This window comes from Oceanobacillus caeni, from assembly GCF_019037185.1.
Taxonomy (GTDB): domain Bacteria; phylum Bacillota; class Bacilli; order Bacillales; family Amphibacillaceae; genus Oceanobacillus; species Oceanobacillus caeni.
Genome location: NZ_JAHHXM010000003.1, coordinates 144580 through 166920 on the forward strand (window position 1 = coordinate 144580; position 22341 = coordinate 166920).

Sequence of the window (22341 nt, forward strand, 5' to 3'; positions counted from 1 at the left end):
AAGCTTTTATTTTCTTATCTGCCAAAAATCTTACTTTCTCCTACTTAAAGCGTGGTGTCCATTGGTTAAAAATTGATTTCTTGAAGCGCGAACGGATGCAATTCTTTCTTCTGCCATACGATCCGCTGCTACATATGTAGGGATGTCTGATTTCTTGGATATTTCAAAAATACGGTTAATGTTATGGTAAATGATTTCAACCTTTTTCATTACTCGATTTCGATTATATCCATTTAATTCATCTGCTACGTTAATGACACCGCCAGCATTAATAATATAATCAGGAGCATAAACGATTCCTTTTTCATGTAACATATCGCCATGCTTTGGTAATTTTAATTGATTATTGGCAGAACCTGCGATGACTTTAGCTTTTATTCGATGAATCGTTTCATCGTTAATCGTTGCACCTAATGCACAAGGAGCATAAATATCACAATCGACATCATAAATATCGTCTGGATCTATCGCTGTTGCTTTAAATGCTTCAGCAGCGCGTTTTACTGCTTGTTCATTGATATCTGTAACAATTATTTTTGCCCCTTCTTTATAAAGATGTTCACATAAAGAGTAAGCAACATTACCAACACCTTGAACAGCCACTGTTTTACCTTCTAATGAATCACTTCCAAATGCTTCCTTTGCTGCAGCTTTCATCCCCATATATACACCATAGGCAGTTACTGGTGATGGGTTACCGGATGAACCGAATTCTGGTGAAATTCCTGTTACATAATCTGTTTCTAAATGAATAAGGTCCATATCTTCAACAGTTGTACCTACATCCTCTGCTGTGATGTAACGTCCATTTAAACTTTGAATGTAACGGCCAAATGCACGAAATAGCTCTGGATTTTTATCTTTTCTAGGATCACCAATTATAACTGTTTTACCACCGCCTAAATCTAAACCCGCAGCAGCGTTTTTGTATGTCATACCTTTCGCAAGTCTTAATGCATCCTCTACTGCAGCCTCTTCTGTGGCGTAAGTCCACATACGTGTACCGCCTAATGCAGGTCCAAGCGTTGTATCATGTAAAGCAATAATTGCCTTTAAACCTGAATTTTTATCTTGGCAAAATAAAACCTGTTCATAATCATATTTTTCCATTTCAACGAATATTGACATAAGTAATCACTCCAATTAACTTTGGTAATTTTAGCCAAATGGCTGTAAATAGTATTGGCTATTTATGCCCTATTGTATTAAATTGTTTAAATATCTGCAGATTTATTAATTATATCATTAAAAGTTAATTTATTATTAATAAAACGATAAAAAAATTAGATTATTTAGTTATAATAGACTTTTATACATGTTCAAAAAGGAGGATGAAAAGGGCCAAGGTCGGCTAAATGCGCAACGTCTTATCGTTTTCAAAGACGTGACTGAACTTAGTCGAAGGTCCTTAGTACCGAAGTGTCATTTTCACTAAACTTTTTGATTTATCACCCTTTTTAACTTGTCGATTACAACTTTATTGAGCATGTCTGCTATACTATATATGAAATAATATAGAGGGGTAAAATATATGAGAATTTTAGCGCTATTATTGCTTTTAGCTCCCGGATTAGTATCTGTTTTTGGAATTAAATTAATGAGAGATTCCATTTTTGCAGAATACTATCCTTTCTTGCTAAACGCTGGGTTTCAATTTTTTATTGGATTTATACTTTTTGTATTAGGTTTTGCTTTTATAGGAGGATTTATTATTTATCGAGACAAAAAAAACAAATATCGTGCAATTCCCGACGAGAAAAAAAGTGAATAAAAATATATCTATTTTTTAATTTTCTATTAGATTAATAAAAAAATTGTGTTATTATATAGAATAATCAACCAGATCAGGGGGATAAAGTATGAAAGTAGCAAAATTCGGAGGTAGCTCCGTAGCAAACGCAACTCAAATCAAAAAGGTTGCCGAAATCATTAAAAGCGATCCGGAGAGAAAATTTATTGTTGTTTCTGCTCCAGGTAAACGCGATAGTAACGATTTCAAAATGACAGATATGCTTATCAATATGGGAACTGCCTATATCAATGATGAAAATTATGAAGATTACTATTCCATCGTTTTAAAACGATTTAAGGATATTATTGATGAATTAAATCTTTCCTCATCATTACTTGAAGAAATTGAAAGGTCCATTAAACAAACACTCTCCGAAAATGTTTCTAATGATGTGAAAATGGATTCTGTTAAAGCGATTGGTGAAAATAATAACGCAAAGATTATAAGTGCTTATTTATCTGATATTGGATTAACGGCAAATTACATGAACCCGAAACAAGCCGGTATTATCGTAAGTGATGAACCTGGAAATGCACAAATATTACCTGAGAGCTTTCCGAAAATGTATTCATTGCGAGAACAGGAAGGTATCATCGTTATACCGGGATTTTTTGGTTATACCAATAAAGGAAAACTCGTTACTTTCTCAAGAGGGGGATCCGATATTACAGGATCGATTGTAGCAGCTGGAGTACAGGCTAGTCTATACGAAAACTTTACAGATGTGAATTCTGTTTATACAGTCAATCCAAATATTGTTGATAACCCGAAAGAAATTACAGAATTAACTTATAAGGAAATGCGAGAATTGTCTTATGCCGGATTTTCTGTTTTCCATGATGAAGCATTGATTCCAGCTATTAAAGCTAAAATTCCTGTTTGTATTAAGAATACAAATAATCCAGATGCAAAAGGCACATTAATTCTAGCCGAAAGAGAAGTAAATGATAAATGTGTATCGGGTATTGCTAGTGATACTGGATTCTGTAGCCTTTACGTAAGCAAGTATCTAATGAACAGAGAAATTGGTTTTGGTCGTAAGCTTTTACATATTCTAGAGGACGAAGGTATATCATTTGAACACGCGCCATCTGGAATTGATGATATGTCCGTTATCATAAGAGAACACCGATTAACTCCTGAAAAAGAAGAGCTAGTTATAAAGCGTATTAATGATGAACTTCATCCTGATACAGTTAGTCTTCAAAGAGGTATCGCAGTAGTAATGATTGTCGGTGAAGGGTTAGTTAAAACAGTCGGCGTCGCTCATCGCGCAACTTCTGCATTCTATAATGCAAATGTTAATATTGAGATGATCAACCAAGGTTCTTCAGAAGTTTCCATGATGTTTGGTATTCAAGCAGTTGACATGGATAAAGCTATTCGTTCTTTATACCAAGCATTCTTTGAGTAATAAAATGTTGTTCCCATAATAGTTTGGGTAACATGTACAGTGATTTTTTATTTTGTAAGGCATTCGCCAAATTTAAGCGAATGCCAATTTTTTATTTATTTTATTAGCTGGCCTTATGCTCTAAACGTAAACGATCGGCTACCATAGCAATAAACTCGGAATTAGTCGGTTTTGCTTTAGAGATATTGATGGTATATCCAAATAGTTTGGAAATGGAGTCAATATTCCCTCTGCTCCATGCCACCTCAATTGCATGTCGAATCGCTCTTTCAACTCTTGAAGAAGTTGTATTAAATTTCTTAGCTATAGCTGGATATAATACTTTGGTAATCGAACCAAGTAGTTCAATATCATTATAAACCATTGTAATGGCCTCACGAAGGTACATATAGCCTTTAATGTGTGCAGGCACGCCTATTTCATGGATAATATTTGTAATACTTGCTTCTAAATCATGTTTCTTCTCTTTCTTTATTGATGTTTTTACATTTGATTGTATAATTTGTTTACCCTCAACCTGTCTAATTTGATCAGCCAAGTGATCGAGATCAAATGGTTTTAAAATAAAATAAGATGCTCCTAAATCAACGGCTTTTTTCATCACTTCCTCTTGACCAAAAGCTGTCAACATAATTACGTTAGACTTCAATCCTCTTTCTCTTATTGTATTTAAAACCGCTAAGCCATCAATATGCGGCATAATAATATCTAACACTAATACATCTGGTTCAATTTCGTCTAAAAGATTTAAACAATCCTTTCCATTATGTGCAGTTCCAATTATTTCAATATCATCTTGTGCATCAAAATAATCTTCCATCATTTGTATTAATTCTCTATTATCATCTACTAATCCCACTTTTATCTTTTTCAACAAAAGCTCCTCCTTTAATATATGTACGAATACTTTTCCTTTTTATGATATTCTACAAAAGATCTAAATATCCTTTTATTTATTTAAAAAGTTTCTGTTTTATTACTTTTCCTCAATATTTCTTTGTTTTTCTCTCTTTTACGACATTAAATGTCGAAAAATATTCAACATAAAAAGTGATTTGTTATGAACGTCATAACAAATCACTTTTCTTTAACTAGCCTCTTTTTTATTATCGTATATATCTATACCCGCATCTTGCAACATCCATTCTATATGGACACCGTAACCACTAGTTGGATCATTTACAAAAACATGGGTAACTGCACCGATAACTTTTCCATCTTGAATAATTGGACTACCACTCATTCCTTGAACAATTCCGCCTGTTTTTTCTAACAGTTTTTCATCTGTTATTTGGATAACCATGCCTTTTGTAGCAGGGTATTTTTGAGGTACACTGCTAATAATTTCAATATCATACTCTTCTACCTTTTCTCCATCGACTACTGTTAAAATCTTCGCTGGTCCTTCTTTTACTTCATGTGATAAAGCTATTGGCATTGGTTTATCGTATTTACCATTTTTTATATCTTCATTTAATTTACCAAAAATACCAAAAGGACTATTTTTAGTAATGTTCCCAATGACATTTTGGTTAGATGAAAATTTTGCTTGTTTTTCTCCGGGAATTCCGTTATTTCCTTTTTCGATGGAGGTAACTGACGATCGAACAATGGTTCCATCATTAATTTCTACTGGTTTTTTTGTATCCATATCTGAAATAATATGGCCTAAAGCACCGTATTTCTTAGATTGTGGCTCAAAAAAAGTCATTGTTCCAATACCAGCGGCTGAATCCCTTATATACAATCCAATTTTATATTCATTTTCTTTATCATCAAGAATTGGCTCTAGTTTCGTTTCAATAAATTCTTTACCCCTTTTTACTGTAATATTTAAATCTTTATTCTTTTCCCCTGCTTCGACTACATAATCTTTAATTTCATTCATCTCTTTAATTGGATTATCATTAATTTTAACAATAACATCACCAACATTTATCTCTGCTTCTTCCCCTGGTGAAACTGTTTTGTCTTTTGTATTGACGAGATGATGTCCAACTACTAAAACTCCGCGTGTTTGTAATTGTACACCTATCGATTGACCTCCAGGTATGACTTGTATATCCTCTAATACCGAAAGGTTCACTTTTTTAATCGGGAAACCATTCACTTCATAAACTAATTCACTTGATCCAGAGTCACCAGCATAGAACATGGAATTATCAATTGCTTCAACATGATCACTATTTGCGGATACCGTTACGTTTTCTCCAACCTGTGGTAATTCAATTGGATTTTCATTATTTAAAGTTACTACTTCACTAGGAATTGAAAAATATTTGTTTATAGGGGTTATGAAAGGAAATGTAACAAAAACCAAAAGGAGTATAACACCTATCAATTGCCTTACTGTATTTAATTTAGGTATTTTCATTTGGTTCACTCTCCTTAACTCTAACCACCCAGACCATTACTTCTTTTCAATTTATATCTGTATATTTAATTTGACCCTATGACGTCGGTTTTAAACTGGAGAAACTTAAGAAAAGATGTCTATCTTTACCTTAAAAAAATGTATAAAAAGGAGTATAAGTCTTTCATGCAAGGTTTTAGTATAAATTTCCTTGGTTATTTATTCATATTTAGGATTTAATTATGATGAGGTAATAAAGAAGACTTCCGTCAGCGGGGGTTTTCTTTCTCCCCCACTGATGGTTAGTCACACTTATCGGACTTTTCCGGGCAGTTGATCTTCCACCTACCTTCTTTGTTCCCTAGAAGCTTGTGTGGGAATCTTACTGCCCATTTAGGTGGGACAAAATTAATTGATATAAAATAAAAAAGCCAGATGATTTAGTTTCTGACTTTTATTGGATAAATATTCAACTAATTGTTTGTTTAAAATTGGATGCTAAGTCCAATAATTCCTTTGCATGCTCTTTCGCTGTATCCGTTAGCTTTGTTCCGGTTATCATTCTGCTTAATTCATTAATTTGTTCATCCATAGTTAGTTCTTTAACTGTCGAAACCGTTCGATTGTATTTTTCTTCTTTCTTAATAAACTTATGTGTATCAGCCATTGCAGCAACTTGTGGTAAATGTGTAATGCAAAGAACTTGAGAGTCATGTGATATTTGATGAATTTTCTCAGCCATCGCTTGCGCAACTCTGCCACTAACTCCTGTATCAACTTCATCAAAAATAACACTAGTCACCCCTTGATGCTTTGCAAATAATTTTTTAAGGACTAACATAATTCGGGATAATTCGCCACCAGAAGCCACTTTGTTCAACACCTTTAAAGGTTCTCCAGGGTTAGTTGAAATTAAAAACTGTATTTTATCAAAGCCATTTTTATGTAACTTCGGATTTTGATTCTGATCTTCGTCTAAACTAAAAGCAATGGAAAAAGAAGCCTTTTCTAAATATAAATCTTTAAATTCACTTTCTACCGCTTTTGTTAATTGATCGGCTAATTTTTTTCGAATATCATGTAATTGCTTCGCCTCTAATAATGCATCCTTTTCCAGTTCTTCAATTTGCATTAACAAGGAAGTAAGATGTGTATCTTTATTTGTTAATTCCTCAATTTCTTCCTCGACCTTCGCAAGATACTCTATGACTTCATTTACACTTCCACCATACTTCTTTTTTAATCGGTTTATTTCATTTAACCTTGATTCAATTTCATTTAATCTTTCTGGATTGAATTGTAAAGAATCTAATCTATTTCTTAATTCATAAGCAAAATCTTCCAAGGTATAATAATGATTAGCAAGCTTCTCGGAATTTTCTTGAATAAAAGGATCGACTTTAAGATTTTCTTCCATGGAAACAAGTGCTTTGTTTAACCAGTCTAGCGCCCTTCCCTCACCGTACAAAGCATTATAAGCATTCGTTAATGACGAATAAATTTTCTCAAAATTAACTAGGCTATTGCGTTCCTCTTCTAATTCATGATCCTCATTCGGTACTAAATTCGCTTGTTCAATTTCATTTTTTTGAAATTCCAAAAGATCGAGACGATGAGCCATTTCTTGTTCATTTTCATTTAATTGTTTGTATCTATTTTTCAAAGTTGTTAGCCGTTCAAACAGTATCGTGTATTCTTCCTTTGCTTTCTTAATCAAATTTGGTTCATACATATCAAGAAAATCCAAATGGTTATCGGCGTCCATTAACACCTGAGTCTCGTGTTGACTGTGTATATCAATTAACTTTTGACCAAATTCTTTTAAAATCGCAAGGGTCACTAACTTACTATTTACACGGCAAATACTTTTACCAGAAGCTGTAATTGTTCTTTCTAAAACAATTTGCCCATCTTGTATATCGACACCAAATTGTTTCGCAACGTCATAAATTGGATGGGCATGATTATCAATAATAAATAACCCTTCTATTTCACTTTTTTTTGAACCGTGCCTAACAAACTCAACAGAACCTCGACCACCAGCTAATAACTGGATTGCATCAATAATAATGGATTTTCCTGCTCCAGTCTCTCCGGTTAATACGGTTAAACCTTCCGTAAAGGTAATAGAAATTTCTTCTATAATTGCAAAGTCACGTATTGATAACTCTGTTAACAAACAAAATCACCCCATAATGCTTTAAAGCATATTAATTAATCGATTTTTAATTTCCTCAGACTCTGCTTCTGTCCTACAAATAATTAAACATGTATCGTCTCCACAAATGGTACCCATTATTTCGTCCCAATCCAAATTATCAACTAAAACACCAATGGAGTGGGCGTTTCCTGGCAATGTTTTTAATACAATAAAATGACTTGCAGAATCAATTTTAACGAAAACATCAATAATCATTCTTTTTAATTTTTCAAGTGGGTTATACCTTTGATCTGCAGGAAGGCTGTAGGCGTATCTCCCGTTACTTGTTGGGACTTTCACGAGTTGCAATTCCTTGATATCTCTAGAAACTGTAGCCTGAGTCACATTAAAATCTAGAGCTTTTAACCGATCAACTAAATCATCTTGTGTCTCAATTTCATTCTCTGTTATTAATTCTCGAATTTTTAAATGCCGTTGAATTTTACTCATTAACTACTTCTCCTTATTTCATGAAAATACCATTACTTTTTATATAGTGCTATATGGGCTTCTTCCACAATTTCTTCAATATTAAGAGAGGATATCTGAGAATTATTTTTCTTCCAACCTAGATGAGCGAGAAATTCGATATTCCCTTCTCCACCTGTAATTGGAGAAAAAGTTACATTCATTAATTCGTAGCCTTCATTTTGGGCAAATTCCGTAATGTTCTTGATCACCTCATAATGAACGGATTTATCACGAACAATTCCTTTTGCACCAACCTGCTCTCTTTTGGCCTCAAACTGAGGTTTAATTAAGGCAACGACATTACTGTTTTCTTCTAATAACCCTTTAAGTACTGGAAGTATTTGTCTAAGTGAAATAAATGACACATCAATGGATGCTAAGTTAGGCTTTCCTTTATCTAGCATTTCTGACGTAACGTAACGAAAATTTGTCCTCTCCATTACAACCACACGTTTATCATTTCTAATTTTCCAGTCTAATTGGTTATATCCAACATCTATTGCATAACTTAATAATGCGCCATTTTGTAAAGCACAATCCGTAAAACCGCCAGTTGAAGATCCGATATCAATTAAAATCTTTCCTTCAGCTGAAATTTGGAAATAAGTTAAAGCCTTTTCTAATTTCAATCCACCACGACTAACATATGGAATTTGTTTTTCTTTAATAAATAAGGGAACATCTTCTTTTATCAGCATACCGGGTTTATCGAGACGGTTTGGACCAGAAAAAACTAAACCAGCCATAATGATACGTTTAGCCTTATCCGTGCTTTCCACTAATTGCTTTTCCACTAATAATTCGTCGAGTCTTTTTTTACCCATTCGTACACCCTTTTATCTTTTATTTTTTGGCAATACTTTTATTTTTAATTTATTTTCAATAAAAAATATAATTTTTCCAACTATAAATATAATTTGTGTTGAACCGTTTATTGCCACTGTTTTTCCTAGAGCTTTTCCTCCAACGGTTACGGCAGCAACTAAGCTAGTTAATAAAGTTGACAAAGCTAATTGGCTAGGTGAACCGTCTGTTTGATTCAGCAAGGAAGCGATTTGTAACACTACTATTGCTGACGCAGTACCACTAACAATTCCCGAAATATCACCAATCACATCATTACAAAAGCTTGCAAATCGATCTGCATTTCTTACTAAATAAACAGCTTCTTTAGAACCGGGCACCTTCTCTGCAGCCATTGCATGAAACGGTCGTTCATCAGCAGCTGTTGCAGCTATACCAAACATATCAAAAATGACACCAATAAGAATAATGATCAAAACGATAAATATACCAGTGAACCATGCAACTTCGCTGAGAATAGACGAAGATACAACGGAAAAAATTGCCGCTAACACAAAAGTGATAACGGCAATAGTCAAACTAAATTTAATTGAACGTTTTATTTGTGATTTCATTTCTTTCCCCTAATTAAAATATATGTAGCTGGAATGGTCTCTTAAAAGGTTAAGACTACGGCTTAGGTCCAGTAGGTTTTCCCAAGCAGATACCTCACGTCACCGTGAAAAGGCGGTTCCCCTTTAAATCCACCTTAGCCTTGTCACCAAAAACTAGACTGGATTACCACTTAGTCCGCACTATAATCCCTTCTAAAAGTCATTCGAACAGTCTAGGAGATTTCCTCTAACAGTCTTTGACCTATCCCTAGTCTCTTTTGCAGTACTGATTTCATAGACATTCGTATTAAACCTAGTGGCCACCTAGCTTTAATACGGATTAACCTAATCCCCTCAGTACCACTCAAGACAGGCTACGCTGCACATTAGGTATTTATAACCGTGTATTGCAGGTTCATACCCCATTCCATCATCATAACTAGGCTTAGTTATCACAACAGAGATGGGCCTCCGCGGAAATCGGGTCAACGCCCACATGCCTTTGTGGATCGCCCAAAATCCTTAACTCCCAGCACCGACCCAAGGCTGGGCGCCTCAAGCCGACACAAGGAACTTCATCGATGTGCCCTTTGGCGAATTTTTAGGCCCGCCTTCAGAACAGGAGGACTGACTAGAATACTGCACCATCCCAATTATATTTTATATTATAACAGGAAAGTATCTTTTTTTCTATATTGATTATCTTAGTGATCACGATTGCTAAAGTAATCAGTTAACTCTTTTAATACTGAACTTTTAGCTTCTGCTTTTTCTAGTTCCTGGTATGCTTTTTCAACATACTCATTCTTTTTATCCATTGCACCATCCAAACCAAGTAATTTTGGATAAGTACTTTTATCATTACCTTCATCACTACCCACAGGCTTGCCAAGTTTTTCTTGATCACCGGTTACATCTAGTATGTCATCTTGAACTTGAAAAATTAATCCCAAATAATAAGCAAAATGTTTTAAATGTTGTAATTGAGTTTGTGACGCACCACCAAGAAATGCGCCAGCATACATCGCAAACTCCAATAACTTTCCAGTTTTTAATGCATGAATATTTTCCAATTCTTCCACAGTTACTTGACGCGTCTCCGCTTCCATATCTAAGAATTGTCCCGCAACCATTCCTTTTGGGCCACTTGTAGCTGAAAGCATTTTAATTATTTCTACTTTCTGATTATCATTTAATAAAGAATCCCCGGCAATTAATTCAAAACTATAGGTTAACAAGGCATCTCCAGCTAAAATTGCTGTAGCCTCATCAAATACCTTATGGTTCGTAGGTTTTCCTCTACGATAGTCATCATCATCCATTGCTGGTAAATCATCGTGTATGAGTGAATAAGTATGTATCATTTCTAATGCAATACATGAACTTATCGCATAATTAAAATCATCAGCAAAAGATTCAAAACTAGCTATTAATAAAATCGGTCTTAATCTTTTTCCGCCTGCTTCCACCGAATATAACATAGATTGTTTTAGCTGTTCGGGGATTGAAAGGTTTTCTATATGATGAACCAATTTTTTATCTACTATCTTTCTGTATCGATTAATATAGTCATTTATTTTTTCTGACACGCTTATTCTTCCTCCTGTACTTCAAACAGTTCGAATTCCCCTTGTTCATTCATAATTTGTGTCATTTTCTCCTGGACATTATTTAATTTATCATTACAAATTTTAGAAAGGTTCATTCCTTCCTGATAATAGGTGATTGCTTTTTCTAAAGGAACATCACCCTCTTCTAGCTTTTGTACAATTTGTTCTAATTTACTCATCGCTTCTTCAAAAGTAAGTTCTTCTTTACTCATTTATATCCTCCTCTAATTGGAGTACCTGACAATTAATCCTTCCATCACTTAATCGAACTTGGATTTTTTTATCTTTTTGTACTTGTTTAATCGTCTTTATTAATGCTCCATTTTCTGTATAAGGCAAGGCAAAACCCCTTTTCATAATTTGTAAAGGGTTTAATAATGTCAATTTTTCAACTGTATTGGTCCATTTATTTGTTTTATTTTCAAAATTCCTTACCATATAATCATTTTGAAGCCTTACATATTCTAATAATTTTTTCTTCGTTTGCTCTATCTGTTTTTTAGGATGTTGAACTTCCAGTCGTCTGATTACATGATGAAGTTCTTGTTTTTTATTTTCCTGTTTTCTAATCATTGCCCTTTGTAGTCTTTCCATTAACGCATCTAAATCCTGATCTTTTTGTTTGATTAATTGTTCCGGATAACGAAAGGCATATGACTTAATTAATCGATTTAAATGATTTTTATGATTTAAGATTTCTTTAGACAATTCTCTATTCAGAGCCTGCTTTAACATCAAAAGCTTTTCTTTTAAATCTGCCACTGATTGTACAGCAATTTCTGCAGCACCAGTGGGGGTAGGAGCCCTTAAATCAGCAACAAAATCACTTATTGTGACATCGGTCTCGTGTCCCACAGCAGAGATAATTGGAATCTTAGAACGATAGATAGCCTCTGCAACTATCTCCTCATTAAAACTCCACAATTCCTCAATAGAACCTCCACCTCTACCAACTATTAACGTATCAAAGCCACCAATTTCATTAGCTTTTTCAATAGCAAGTTTGATAGAGTAAGGAGAATTTGGACCTTGTACTAATACAGGTATAACCGTTATTTTTACTATGGGATATCTTCTTCTTAACGTTGTAATAATATCCCTGATTGCAGCACCAGTTGGAGAGGTAATCACCCCGATGTGTTCTGGGTAAAGAGGAATATTTTTCTTAATGGAAGGATCAAAATATCCCTTCTTTTGAAGTTTCTCCTTTAATTGTTCGAACGCTAAATATAATGATCCAATTCCATCCGGCTCCATTTGATTTATATATAGCTGATATTGTCCATAAGCTTCATATACGCTTATTTCGCCTTTTATTAATACATTCATTCCATTTTCTGGTTTAAATTTTAAAAAACGATTATTTCCGGCAAACATTACTGCCTGTATTTTTGTTTGGCTATCCTTTATCGTCATATACATATGCCCACGGGAGTGTTGTTTAAAATTAGAAATTTCACCTTTTATTAAAATTTGCTTTAGATGAGGATCTGTATCCATTTTTCGCTTAATATACTTTGTTACAGCAGTAACTGTTAAATATTTGTCAATCAACGATTTTCCAATCCTTTAGCCGCTTTAACTGTATTTTTTAACAGCATCGCAATAGTCATGGGTCCTACTCCCTTAGGAACAGGTGTAATGTAAGAGGCTTTTTCTACAGCACTGTTAAAATCCACATCGCCAGTTAGTTTACCTGTTTCTAAACGGTTAATTCCTACATCAATAACAACTGCGCCTTCTTTGATATCATCAGCTGTAATGGCGTTTGGTCTTCCAATTGCTACGATTAAAATATCCGCTTTAGATGTTAATTCCCTTAAATTTGCTGTGCGTGAGTGACAATATGTAACAGTTGCATTTTCGTTTAACAGTAATTGTCCTACAGGCTTACCTACAATATTACTTCTTCCGATGATTACTGCATGTTTACCTTCTATATTGATATTTCTTGATTTTAACATCGTAATAATTCCATACGGAGTACACGGTAGAAAAGTATCCTCACCAAGCATCATCTTTCCAACATTAATTGGATGGAATCCGTCGACATCTTTATTAGGATTTATCGTATCAATCACTTTTTGTTCACTAATATGTTTAGGTAGAGGCAATTGTACTAAAATTCCATTTACCACACTGTCTTCATTTAATTTATGTATTTGATCCAATAACTCTTCTTCTGAAGTAGTTGCTGGTAATTCAATAACTGAGGAAGAAATCCCAACTTCCGCTGCTGCTTTTTCTTTTCCTTTCACATAAGATCTAGATGCAGGATTATCTCCAACTAATACTACCGTTAAATGCGGATTAATTCCTTTTTGTTTCAATTCTGTAACTTCATCTTTCAAACTCATTCTAAGTTCTTGCGCTAAATCTTTACCGTTAATAATTTCTGCTACCATAGTGTATGCTTCCCCTTTTTAAGATATAATTTTGGATAATACAGCATTCACAAATTTCCCCGACTTTTCATCACCAAATTTATTTGCCAATTCGATTGCCTCATTTATAGAAACACTATTTGGGATATCATCAAGAAATTTAATTTCAAAAGTCGCTATACGCAAAATACTTCGCTCAACAGATGCAATACGGTTTAACGTCCATTTTTCTAAGTGATCGGAAATAATGGAATCAATTTCTTGTTGATGATCAGTTACTCCGTGAACAAGTGATTCAAGGAATAAATCTTTTTCATTATTATCTACGACCGACCCAATCGCTGCTTCTATTTCCATCTCATTTAAATCCATTTGGAACAAGATTTGAAATGCTTTTATCCTTGCTGTATGTCGATTCATCAGCTTAACTCCTTTACTTTCATCTCTACAAATAATAACACGATAATCTATCCAAAGCTAGAATTCTGTAGAAAGCGACAATATTAAAACAAAAAATGAAGGTCAATGGACCTTCATTTTAATCTTGCTCATTATCTTCATTTCCATCCATGTTTATACCAACAACATGAACATTTATTTCATCCAATTCTAAAGATGTCATGTATTTTAATGATTCACGTATATTTGTTTGAATTTTTTGGGCTACCTTTGGAATGGAAACTCCAAAATTCAAAATAACATACAGGTCAATAGAAATTCCATTCTCCGTTAGTTCGACCTTTACACCTTTACTATGGGTTCTTTTACCTAAACGCTCAACAACACCTGAAGCAAAGTTTCCCCTCATTGCAAACAATTCATCTACTTCTGTAGCAGCAATCCCTGCAATGACTTCTATTACTTCTGGAGCAATCTCAATCTTCCCTAATGTTGAATCCTCATTAACATGTAATAATGGCTGTTCACTCATGATATCACTCCTAATTCGTATGTAAATACGACCCTATTTTTCTTTTTGAAGAATCGGGTTTTCTTCTAAGAAATTAGTATTGAAATCTCCCTTAACAAAGACCTCATTTTCCATAATTAAACTATGGAACGGAATGGTAGTATGAATACCTTCAACAACAAATTCATCTAATGCACGCTTCATACGTTTAATTGCTTCTTCACGTGTTGGGGCATACGCAATTAATTTCGCAATCATTGAATCATAGTAAGGTGGAATTTGGTATCCTGTATATGCTGCTGAGTCCACTCGAACACCTAAACCACCTGGTGCCAAATACATATTGATGTTACCAGCTGATGGCATAAAGTTTCTAAATGGATCCTCGGCATTTATTCTACATTCAATAGCATGTCCATTTAACTTAATATCCTCTTGTGAAATACTAAGTTTCTCGTTATCTGCTACTTTGATTTGTTCTTTAATCAAATCTACTCCGGTTACCATTTCAGTTACGGGATGTTCTACTTGTATTCTTGTATTCATTTCCATAAAGTAGAACTCATTCGATTTTCTATCAAAAATGTATTCAATGGTTCCAGCACCAACGTAGTTTACTGCTTTGGCAGCTTTCACTGATGCTTCACCCATTTTTTGTCTGATTTCGGGGGTAAGTGCTGGTGATGGACTTTCTTCCACCAATTTTTGAAGCCTACGTTGGATAGAACAGTCCCTCTCCCCTAAATGCACGACATTACCATGTTTATCAGCCAATACTTGTATTTCTATATGCCTGAAATCTTCAATAAACTTTTCTAAATAAACTCCAGGGTTACCAAAAGCTCGTTCTGCTTCTTTTTGGGTTACCCGAATACCTTTTATTAAATCTTCTTCAGATCTTGCAACACGGATTCCTTTTCCACCGCCACCGGCTGTTGCTTTTATAATTACAGGAAACCCAATTTTATTAGCAATTTCTAATGCTTCTTCTTCACTTTCTATTATGCCGTCAGAACCAGGTACGATTGGTACATTTGCTTTCTTCATTGTATCTCTGGCGATATCTTTTATACCCATTTTTTGGATGGCTTCTGCTGAAGGACCAATAAATTCAATGTTGCAATCTGCACAAATCTCGGCAAAGTCCGCATTTTCTGCTAGAAATCCATATCCCGGATGAACGGCATCCACTTCTGTAAGAGTAGCAACACTCATAATATTTGTAAAGTTAAGGTAGCTGTCCTTACTTAATTTCGGACCGATGCAATATGCTTCATCGGCTAACTGTACATGTAATGCTTCTTTATCCGCTTCTGAATATACAGCAACTGTTTTGATCCCTAATTCTTTACATGCACGGATTATCCGAACTGCAATTTCTCCCCTATTCGCAATTAGCAGTTTTTTTATCAATTATTCCAACCCCTTACTTTGTCTTCACTTTAAATAATGGTTGTCCATATTCTACTAGTTCACCATTTTCTACTAGTACTTCCACTATTTCTCCATCGACTTCTGCTTCAATCTCATTAAATAACTTCATTGCCTCAACAATACATACAATTGTATCTTTCTGAACAGTACTTCCTTTAGAGACATAAGCATCACTATCTGGGGAAGAAGAGGCATAGAATGTACCTACCATTGGTGATACAATTTCATAATTAGCATCTGAAGAAGAATCTGCTTGTGACTCTTCATTATCTTGAACAGCTTCAACCTTTGCTGGTTCTTCCTTAACAGTAGTTACTTTTGGTTCTTCGTTTAACACTGTTACTGTTTCTTTAGGAGCCTCTGCAACAATATGTTGTTCTCCAACCAAATCATTTCCGGATTTTTTCATTGTTACACTTGTACCGTCATTTTCATACGTAAATTCACTTATATCAGACTTATCAATAAGCTTTATTAATTCTCTAATTTCTTGTATTTTTAACATGTATAGCACCCCTTTTGAAAAAAATTTACTATTAGGTCTTAGAGCTTCCTTATCATTTTACTATTACTTTATAAAATACATCAAGGATTAAACCTTTCTATAAAATAAATAATATTCTAAATTATTATATCAATCTTCTTTCATAAACTCTACCATTATATGAAAAACTACGATATTTCGTATCTACTCAATGAACCAAAAATCAGATGCCTTGTCTAAAGAGCATCTGATTTCTATGTTTATTCTTTATCCGATTGTTCAGTTGATTCCTTAGATGTCTCTTTAGTTGAACTCTCCGTTGACTCCTTAGTTGATTCTTTTGATGTTTCTTCACTTGACTCCTTAGATAATTCTTGATCTGATGGTTGAGTAATAACATCTACAGGAATTTCACCGAACTCATCATAAACCATTCTCATAATATGATTTGCTTCTGTTCCAGATAGTTGTTCGTCCGCTTGAACATGAACATGTACTTTATCATTTTCGGAACGTACTAAAACATCTTGATACTCTTCAGAAGCTAAAATGGTCTCTTCTAAAATTTTCTCTTTTTTCGAAGTGTTTTCTAACTGATCGATTTCCCTTAATGCTTCATCTTTCTCCTCTACACTTGCGGAACCTGATGCAACAACATCTTCAAGTCTTGATTTAGACATACTTCTTTCATCTTGCAATTCCATGCGAATGTTAGTAAAAAGTTCATTGTTATCTATGTTCGTCATTTCATCTACTTCTGTACCTTCGCCTTGAGCGGTTGTTACATCCTCTGTAGCCTGTTCAGCGGATTCTTTCCCATTATCAATATATGCCAAATCATCGTTATTCGGTGAAATTAAATAGTACACACTTAAAACAATCATTAAACTTAACATCGTTAATAACCAAACTGTTTGTTTTTTTAACATAATTCTTCCTCCCCTTAATTCGTTTTCGGCATTACTGAAACCTTATGTGTTGGCACATCAAGTACTCTTGAAACTGCTTCAACAATCCATTTTTTTACAGTCGCATGATCAGCCCCCTTTGCTACTACAAATACACCACTTACTTCTGGTTTTTCTGTCTTAACTAGTAAAGGAACTTCTCTATCTCCCTGACGAACGAATACAATCTGGGTTTCTTCTGTCTGATCTTCAACTTTCCTTAATCCACCATTTTTATCTGTCTCATCCGTAGTTTGTTGCCCTTTGATTATATTTTTTTCAAAAACTTGGACATTTGAAGAGGCTAGATTAACCATAACTTCTGCATCAGAAACACCTTTTATTTTATTTAGCATTTCTTCTAAATCCTCTTTAAAGCTTTTTTCTAATTCTTGAACATCAGAAGTTCGATCATTACCTTCCGAATTGGATACCTCTACATTTTTTTGCTGAGGCTGTTGTCCTATCGATTTATCCATTTCTGTTTCTTCACTTGATGTTGTCAAAATATTATTTAAAAATATAAGAAGTATACCAATCAAACCTAGAATAATAATATATCCTAATTTATTTGATACTTTTTTACTTCCATCTCCACTCTTTGGCTGGAAAAATTTCTCGAAGAATTTTTTCAAGATGCGCCTCCCTCCCAGTAGATTGTTATCTCTTTGTCAGTAAGTTCCCAAACCTTTTTTAATAATTGTTTAATTTCCTCATCATGCCTGTCCATGTCTTTTTTCTCTACTACATGATCTGTATTAATTACAACATTTTCAACTGTGTTCTGTTCTCCCTCCTCTTCCACTAAATCTTTTACATAAACAATGACTTCTTCAAGATCCTCGTAAGAATAACTATCATTAGAATTAAATTTAAATTCAATGTTCGTTATTTCCTGTTGATACTTTTCTTTCATAGGATCCTCAGCAATTTCTATTAGTTGGACAGCCATTTGTTCTAAAATATATGCATCTTGTGTGGATTGTATCTCTTTTTTTTGAAATTCTATTAAATTTTTTACAGATTCACTATCTTCACCAACATCATTAACTTGTTGAAATGACTTATTTAATGCGGTTTCCATGTCGATATTCAAAACATAAAATATTGGTTTTAATAAAATTAAAATAAGAATTAAACCGACTACTAATTTGATATACTTATTCATCGATGAGGTTGGGATTAATAAATCAATAATGGTAGCAAGAACTATAAATAATATAATTTGCGTAACCCAGTTTATTACTATATCCATCTCTACTACCCCTATCGGATTAACATAGTAAGATTGCTAGCAACAACGATAATAACGATTGCTAAAAAAAACATAATAGATATTGAAAGCAGACAAGCAAGGACAAATAGGATATAATTGCTAATCGTATTTAAAGTAGTTATGACTGGTCCATCCCCTATCGGTTGTAAAACTGCTGCAGCTATTTTATAAATAATTGCAATGGCAGCAACTTTTAAAGCAGGAAATAACACAATAAATAATACGATAATTAATCCAACGATCCCCACTGCATTTTTTAATAACAAAGAAGCACTTAAGATTGTGTCTGTTGCATCAGTAAATGTTCGACCAACTACTGGTATAAAATTACCAGTCACAAATTTTGCAGTCTTCATTGCAACACCATCTTGTATGGCACTCGCTGTTCCTTGTACGGATATAACTCCTAAAAAGATTGTTAAAAATATACCTAATACTCCCATACTGACTGTCTTAAATAAATTTGCTAAATGACTTACTTTATAATTATCACTTATGTTATTTACAATGGTGAGGATTGCCGATAAAAATAGTAAAGGTAAAATGAAAGAAGACACTAATATACTGCTAACATTGATGAGAAAAATAATAATAGGGTGAAAGAAAGATACTGAGATGATATTTCCAAATGTGGCCATTAATCCCAATATGAGAGGTAATAGCCCAATCATAAAACTACTCATCATACCTATCGCATCTTCCACGTAAGAAACAGCTACATAGAAGCTATTTAATGCTAAAAAGATTAGAACAATATATACTACAAAATATGCTATTTTACTTACAGCTGAACTTTCGAAGGCTGTGTGCATGGTCTGCAATAATATAGAAAATAAAGTAAGCAATAGCAACGTACCGAGTAGTTTACCGTTTAGAATAATTTCATAAAACAAATATTTGATTAATCCTAATAAAACTCCTTTAATCGAAAGCGAGTCTTGATTCTTGATAAATTCATATACGGTTGTTTTTTCGAGTTCTGGCACATATGTACCGTATTCTTGAACTAATTGATCCCAGTAATTTTCAACACCCTCTAAAGAGATTTCATTTAATAAAGCATTGCTAACATCCATTTGTTGCGTTTCTGCATGAACAGGTACTTGTCCAATGAAGAGAAAAATAATAGTGAATAGGCCAAATAGGGTTGCAATATAAATTTTAAATTTCATTCACTATACATTCCCCCTTCTAAACTTGGCGTTCACTAAGCTTTAGCAAATACCTTAGTATTACTAATTCATATCTTTACGGTGAGGCGATTTCTTCAGAGCCCCAGGTCTTCAAAGCAGTTTCTACACAGAAGGTAAAAAGTTCAAAATGGCTTCTACAACTGCTGTAATGATTGGAACTGCAAGTAAAATGATAAAAACCTTCCCTGCCAATTCAATGTTTTTGGCAACGGCACTTAACCCCGCTTCTTTCGTTAGATTAGCTCCGAGTTCTGCAATGTACGCTATACCGATAATTTTCAATATCGTTTCCATATACAAACCATCGATATTCGCATTTCTTCCGAGATTTTGGATTAATTCAAATATAATTAAAATCTGTTGTATTATCGCAAAAAAGATGATAATTCCAGTTATCAAAATAATAAAAAATGCAAAAGAACTATTTGTATCTTTTAAGATGAGATATAAAATACTAGCAACAACCCCGAGAAGCACAATTTGTAATATATCCATGATTACATGCTCCTAGAAAAGAAATACCGATTTTATTTGGTTAAATAAATCGGAAAGTCCATTAATCACAATAACAAGAACAATGATAAATCCTATTAACGTTGCAAACTGTGCAATTTCTTCTTTCCCCATTTGTTTTAAAATTGTATGTATTAGTGCAACAATGATTCCAATTCCTGCGATTTGAAATAAGATTTGTGCATCTGCAAACATGGATTGACTCCTTTCCGTTAAATCAGCAATAATACAATAAATAAACCAGCTAAAAATCCTAAACTTTTGGCCATTTTACTGTATTTATATTGCTCCTCTCTAGCATCTTCAAGTTCTCGTTCTAAATGGGATAGTGTTAATTGAATATGCTTTTGTTGTTGATAAAAATCATGCTGCCCTATAGTTCTTCCAAACTGGTATAAGATTTCTTTTTCATTAATAGCTAGGCTTGAATTATTGATAAGTGCATCCACTTTCTCTTTCCAGATTATATAGAAATCTATATTTTTATCTTGTAAACTCAGACCTATTTCTTCAAAAAAGAATCTTGTAGGTTCTGGAATTTGTCTCGATATATTTAAAAAGGCCTCTTTGAGTGGTAATTGACTATAAACAATTTCTGCTTCTAAAATTTGTAATGCATTTTTTAGTTGTCTTATTTGTTTTGGCCGATTAGATAATCGGTTACTCCAATCAAATCCTAACCATGTCGTTGTACTGATCAATAAAAGGGCACCAATCCAATTCATGTAATAACAAACCTCGTTTTCTGTAAAATTTCCTTTTCATTTTGGTCATAAACCTTTTTCAAAACAGATGGTTGTCCCGTTTTTTCTAAAAAGAGAAATCTTTCGAAAACCTTATGTTGAAATAGAATGTCTAGAGAAGGTCGTTTTTTTAATTCAATTAAACTTTGACCATGTATTGTACAAATAACTGTTACCCCTGTATTAATTGCTTCTATTAACGCGTTTATATCATCTGCACTACCAATTTCATCTACCACTAATACATCAGGTGACATCGAACGAATCATCATCATCATACCTTCCGCTTTCGGACATGCATCCATTACATCTGTTCTAGTCCCAAGATCAAGTTGTGGAATACCATTGATTGAAGCAGCAATTTCTGATCTTTCATCGATGACACCAACTTTTTGTGCTGGAACTTTTCCCCACCCTGATGAAATTAACCTAGTAGTATCACGAATAAGTGTTGTTTTACCGGTTTGCGGTGCACCTACAAGTAATGTGTTTAAATATTTTTCTTTAAAAATGTAAGGAATAATTGCATTAGCAACCCCAATTTTTTGCTTTGCTATTCGAATATTAAAAAAGGTGATGTATTGTAGCGCTTTTACAGCACCACCAATCGTATTGACTCTTCCGGCAATTCCTACGCGATGCCCTCCTTCAATAGTGATATATCCTTCACGTAATTCATCGGTCATACGATATAATGAAAATTCACTAAGCTGGTTTACTATATACACTCCATCGTGCTTACTTGGTTTCACATGAGTAATCCATTCTATTTGCCTATCAAAAATAAATTCAATTGGTTGAAACAATCGTATTCGAATTTCTTGAAGAAAGTCCCAGCGATTCCCAATTTTCGTCTCAATAACTTGTCTCATTTCATTTGGAAATAATCGTAAAATTTCTTCCATTTTGGACCCTCTCTTTTTTGTAGGTATATAATAAAATGTATGTTTACAACATTGAATTATGACTAATTTTCTCTATTAGCAAAAGCGCAAGCGCCCGTTTAGCGACGTACGAAGGTGAAGGAAGTCTCGCTACGGCTTTAGCGCTGGAGCTAGACGTGGCCTTCCCTATGATAAGATTTAATAAGCTAAATTTTTATATTTTCATTAATCTATTAAAAAAAGCCTTAGCATCTGCTAAGACTTTTTTCGATAGGTAGTATACAGAAGACTAACCATCAGTGGGGATTTTCCTTCTATCCCACTGATGGTTAGTCG

Annotated in this window: 25 protein-coding genes; 2 read left to right on the forward strand and 23 right to left on the reverse strand. The window is 33.8% G+C overall.

Going from position 1 to position 22341, the window contains the following annotated elements:
* Window positions 1–30 precede the first annotated feature (30 nt).
* Window positions 31–1128: a Glu/Leu/Phe/Val family dehydrogenase gene (locus KM885_RS03275; RefSeq protein WP_145523326.1), complete on the reverse strand. Its 1098-nt coding sequence runs from the start codon at window positions 1126–1128 to the stop codon at window positions 31–33.
* A 403-nt stretch (window positions 1129–1531) separates the two neighbouring features.
* Between KM885_RS03275 and KM885_RS03280 the strand changes: the two genes are divergently transcribed.
* Window positions 1532–1771 (forward strand): DUF2627 family protein, encoded by a 240-nt coding sequence (locus KM885_RS03280; protein ID WP_145523324.1) that lies wholly within the window; start codon window positions 1532–1534, stop codon window positions 1769–1771.
* A gap of 88 nt (window positions 1772–1859) precedes the next feature.
* Window positions 1860–3206, forward strand: a complete 1347-nt coding sequence (locus KM885_RS03285; protein WP_216883513.1) for an aspartate kinase — start codon at window positions 1860–1862, stop codon at window positions 3204–3206.
* A 103-nt stretch (window positions 3207–3309) separates the two neighbouring features.
* On the opposite strand, the gene spo0A is transcribed toward KM885_RS03285, so the two are convergent.
* From spo0A to spoIIIAA, 22 genes are all read right to left on the reverse strand, one after another.
* The gene (gene spo0A, locus KM885_RS03290) at window positions 3310–4080 is read right to left on the reverse strand and encodes a sporulation transcription factor Spo0A (RefSeq protein ID WP_216883514.1); all 771 of its coding nucleotides are present in this window, start codon (window positions 4078–4080) and stop codon (window positions 3310–3312) included.
* 213 nt (window positions 4081–4293) lie between these two features.
* On the reverse strand, window positions 4294–5580 hold the full coding sequence (gene spoIVB, locus KM885_RS03295; RefSeq protein WP_216883515.1) for a SpoIVB peptidase: 1287 nt from the start codon (window positions 5578–5580) through the stop codon (window positions 4294–4296).
* A 448-nt stretch (window positions 5581–6028) separates the two neighbouring features.
* A complete protein-coding gene (gene recN, locus KM885_RS03300) occupies window positions 6029–7738 on the reverse strand; it encodes a DNA repair protein RecN (RefSeq protein ID WP_216883516.1) in 1710 nt (569 codons plus the stop codon).
* Between the two features lie 21 nt (window positions 7739–7759).
* Window positions 7760–8209, reverse strand: coding sequence for a transcriptional regulator AhrC/ArgR (gene ahrC, locus KM885_RS03305; protein ID WP_216883517.1), 450 nt, complete (start codon window positions 8207–8209; stop codon window positions 7760–7762).
* 32 nt (window positions 8210–8241) lie between these two features.
* Complete coding sequence (locus KM885_RS03310) at window positions 8242–9054, reverse strand: TlyA family RNA methyltransferase (protein WP_216883518.1); 813 nt, start codon at window positions 9052–9054, stop codon at window positions 8242–8244.
* Between the two features lie 12 nt (window positions 9055–9066).
* A complete protein-coding gene (locus KM885_RS03315; protein WP_145523218.1) occupies window positions 9067–9648 on the reverse strand; it encodes a hypothetical protein in 582 nt (193 codons plus the stop codon).
* 683 nt (window positions 9649–10331) lie between these two features.
* Entirely contained in the window at window positions 10332–11216 is an 885-nt protein-coding gene (locus tag KM885_RS03320) for a polyprenyl synthetase family protein (protein ID WP_047183863.1), read from the reverse strand.
* Window positions 11217–11218: 2 nt separating this feature from the next.
* Window positions 11219–11449, reverse strand: a complete 231-nt coding sequence (locus KM885_RS03325; RefSeq protein ID WP_047183862.1) for an exodeoxyribonuclease VII small subunit — start codon at window positions 11447–11449, stop codon at window positions 11219–11221.
* Window positions 11442–12791, reverse strand: coding sequence for an exodeoxyribonuclease VII large subunit (gene xseA, locus KM885_RS03330; protein WP_204798787.1), 1350 nt, complete (start codon window positions 12789–12791; stop codon window positions 11442–11444). The genes KM885_RS03325 and xseA overlap by 8 nt, the downstream gene beginning before the upstream one ends.
* Complete coding sequence (gene folD, locus KM885_RS03335) at window positions 12788–13642, reverse strand: bifunctional methylenetetrahydrofolate dehydrogenase/methenyltetrahydrofolate cyclohydrolase FolD (protein ID WP_216883519.1); 855 nt, start codon at window positions 13640–13642, stop codon at window positions 12788–12790. The genes xseA and folD overlap by 4 nt, the downstream gene beginning before the upstream one ends.
* 18 nt (window positions 13643–13660) lie before the next feature.
* The gene (nusB, locus tag KM885_RS03340) at window positions 13661–14041 is read right to left on the reverse strand and encodes a transcription antitermination factor NusB (protein WP_216883520.1); all 381 of its coding nucleotides are present in this window, start codon (window positions 14039–14041) and stop codon (window positions 13661–13663) included.
* 118 nt (window positions 14042–14159) lie between these two features.
* Window positions 14160–14552, reverse strand: coding sequence for an Asp23/Gls24 family envelope stress response protein (locus KM885_RS03345; protein ID WP_216883521.1), 393 nt, complete (start codon window positions 14550–14552; stop codon window positions 14160–14162).
* 33 nt (window positions 14553–14585) lie between these two features.
* Window positions 14586–15944 carry an acetyl-CoA carboxylase biotin carboxylase subunit gene (gene accC / locus KM885_RS03350; RefSeq protein WP_216883522.1) on the reverse strand — a complete coding sequence of 453 codons (1359 nt, stop codon included), beginning with the start codon at window positions 15942–15944 and terminating at the stop codon, window positions 14586–14588.
* Window positions 15945–15957: 13 nt separating this feature from the next.
* A complete protein-coding gene (accB, locus tag KM885_RS03355) occupies window positions 15958–16470 on the reverse strand; it encodes an acetyl-CoA carboxylase biotin carboxyl carrier protein (protein WP_060668133.1) in 513 nt (170 codons plus the stop codon).
* 239 nt (window positions 16471–16709) lie between these two features.
* A complete protein-coding gene (locus KM885_RS03360; protein ID WP_216883523.1) occupies window positions 16710–17378 on the reverse strand; it encodes a SpoIIIAH-like family protein in 669 nt (222 codons plus the stop codon).
* 14 nt (window positions 17379–17392) lie between these two features.
* Complete coding sequence (spoIIIAG, locus tag KM885_RS03365; RefSeq protein ID WP_047183855.1) at window positions 17393–18031, reverse strand: stage III sporulation protein AG; 639 nt, start codon at window positions 18029–18031, stop codon at window positions 17393–17395.
* Window positions 18028–18651, reverse strand: coding sequence for a stage III sporulation protein AF (gene spoIIIAF / locus KM885_RS03370; protein ID WP_047183854.1), 624 nt, complete (start codon window positions 18649–18651; stop codon window positions 18028–18030). Before spoIIIAF ends, spoIIIAG begins: the two co-directional genes overlap by 4 nt.
* A gap of 11 nt (window positions 18652–18662) precedes the next feature.
* Window positions 18663–19844 (reverse strand): stage III sporulation protein AE, encoded by a 1182-nt coding sequence (gene spoIIIAE / locus KM885_RS03375; RefSeq protein WP_052771613.1) that lies wholly within the window; start codon window positions 19842–19844, stop codon window positions 18663–18665.
* A 123-nt stretch (window positions 19845–19967) separates the two neighbouring features.
* Window positions 19968–20360 carry a stage III sporulation protein AD gene (gene spoIIIAD / locus KM885_RS03380; RefSeq protein ID WP_047183853.1) on the reverse strand — a complete coding sequence of 131 codons (393 nt, stop codon included), beginning with the start codon at window positions 20358–20360 and terminating at the stop codon, window positions 19968–19970.
* A 12-nt stretch (window positions 20361–20372) separates the two neighbouring features.
* Window positions 20373–20573, reverse strand: a complete 201-nt coding sequence (gene spoIIIAC, locus KM885_RS03385; RefSeq protein ID WP_047183852.1) for a stage III sporulation protein AC — start codon at window positions 20571–20573, stop codon at window positions 20373–20375.
* A gap of 17 nt (window positions 20574–20590) precedes the next feature.
* A complete protein-coding gene (gene spoIIIAB, locus KM885_RS03390) occupies window positions 20591–21103 on the reverse strand; it encodes a stage III sporulation protein SpoIIIAB (protein ID WP_047183851.1) in 513 nt (170 codons plus the stop codon).
* On the reverse strand, window positions 21100–22026 hold the full coding sequence (spoIIIAA, locus tag KM885_RS03395; protein ID WP_244986891.1) for a stage III sporulation protein AA: 927 nt from the start codon (window positions 22024–22026) through the stop codon (window positions 21100–21102). The genes spoIIIAB and spoIIIAA overlap by 4 nt, the downstream gene beginning before the upstream one ends.
* Window positions 22027–22341 lie beyond the last annotated feature (315 nt).

What these genes read in the sequence shown, in the direction of transcription:
- KM885_RS03275 (WP_145523326.1), bottom strand. Translation starts at nt 1,128, where the DNA reads ATGTCAATATTCGTTGAAATGGAAAAATATGATTATGAACAGGTTTTA.
- KM885_RS03280 (WP_145523324.1), top strand. Translation starts at nt 1,532, where the DNA reads ATGAGAATTTTAGCGCTATTATTGCTTTTAGCTCCCGGATTAGTATCT.
- KM885_RS03285 (WP_216883513.1), top strand. Translation starts at nt 1,860, where the DNA reads ATGAAAGTAGCAAAATTCGGAGGTAGCTCCGTAGCAAACGCAACTCAA.
- spoIVB (WP_216883515.1), bottom strand. Translation starts at nt 5,580, where the DNA reads ATGAAAATACCTAAATTAAATACAGTAAGGCAATTGATAGGTGTTATA.
- ahrC (WP_216883517.1), bottom strand. Translation starts at nt 8,209, where the DNA reads ATGAGTAAAATTCAACGGCATTTAAAAATTCGAGAATTAATAACAGAG.
- KM885_RS03310 (WP_216883518.1), bottom strand. Translation starts at nt 9,054, where the DNA reads ATGGGTAAAAAAAGACTCGACGAATTATTAGTGGAAAAGCAATTAGTG.
- KM885_RS03315 (WP_145523218.1), bottom strand. Translation starts at nt 9,648, where the DNA reads ATGAAATCACAAATAAAACGTTCAATTAAATTTAGTTTGACTATTGCC.
- KM885_RS03325 (WP_047183862.1), bottom strand. Translation starts at nt 11,449, where the DNA reads ATGAGTAAAGAAGAACTTACTTTTGAAGAAGCGATGAGTAAATTAGAA.
- folD (WP_216883519.1), bottom strand. Translation starts at nt 13,642, where the DNA reads ATGGTAGCAGAAATTATTAACGGTAAAGATTTAGCGCAAGAACTTAGA.
- nusB (WP_216883520.1), bottom strand. Translation starts at nt 14,041, where the DNA reads ATGAATCGACATACAGCAAGGATAAAAGCATTTCAAATCTTGTTCCAA.
- KM885_RS03345 (WP_216883521.1), bottom strand. Translation starts at nt 14,552, where the DNA reads ATGAGTGAACAGCCATTATTACATGTTAATGAGGATTCAACATTAGGG.
- accB (WP_060668133.1), bottom strand. Translation starts at nt 16,470, where the DNA reads ATGTTAAAAATACAAGAAATTAGAGAATTAATAAAGCTTATTGATAAG.
- KM885_RS03360 (WP_216883523.1), bottom strand. Translation starts at nt 17,378, where the DNA reads ATGTTAAAAAAACAAACAGTTTGGTTATTAACGATGTTAAGTTTAATG.
- spoIIIAF (WP_047183854.1), bottom strand. Translation starts at nt 18,651, where the DNA reads ATGGATATAGTAATAAACTGGGTTACGCAAATTATATTATTTATAGTT.
- spoIIIAE (WP_052771613.1), bottom strand. Translation starts at nt 19,844, where the DNA reads ATGAAATTTAAAATTTATATTGCAACCCTATTTGGCCTATTCACTATT.
- spoIIIAD (WP_047183853.1), bottom strand. Translation starts at nt 20,360, where the DNA reads ATGGATATATTACAAATTGTGCTTCTCGGGGTTGTTGCTAGTATTTTA.
- spoIIIAC (WP_047183852.1), bottom strand. Translation starts at nt 20,573, where the DNA reads ATGTTTGCAGATGCACAAATCTTATTTCAAATCGCAGGAATTGGAATC.
- spoIIIAB (WP_047183851.1), bottom strand. Translation starts at nt 21,103, where the DNA reads ATGAATTGGATTGGTGCCCTTTTATTGATCAGTACAACGACATGGTTA.
- spoIIIAA (WP_244986891.1), bottom strand. Translation starts at nt 22,026, where the DNA reads ATGGAAGAAATTTTACGATTATTTCCAAATGAAATGAGACAAGTTATT.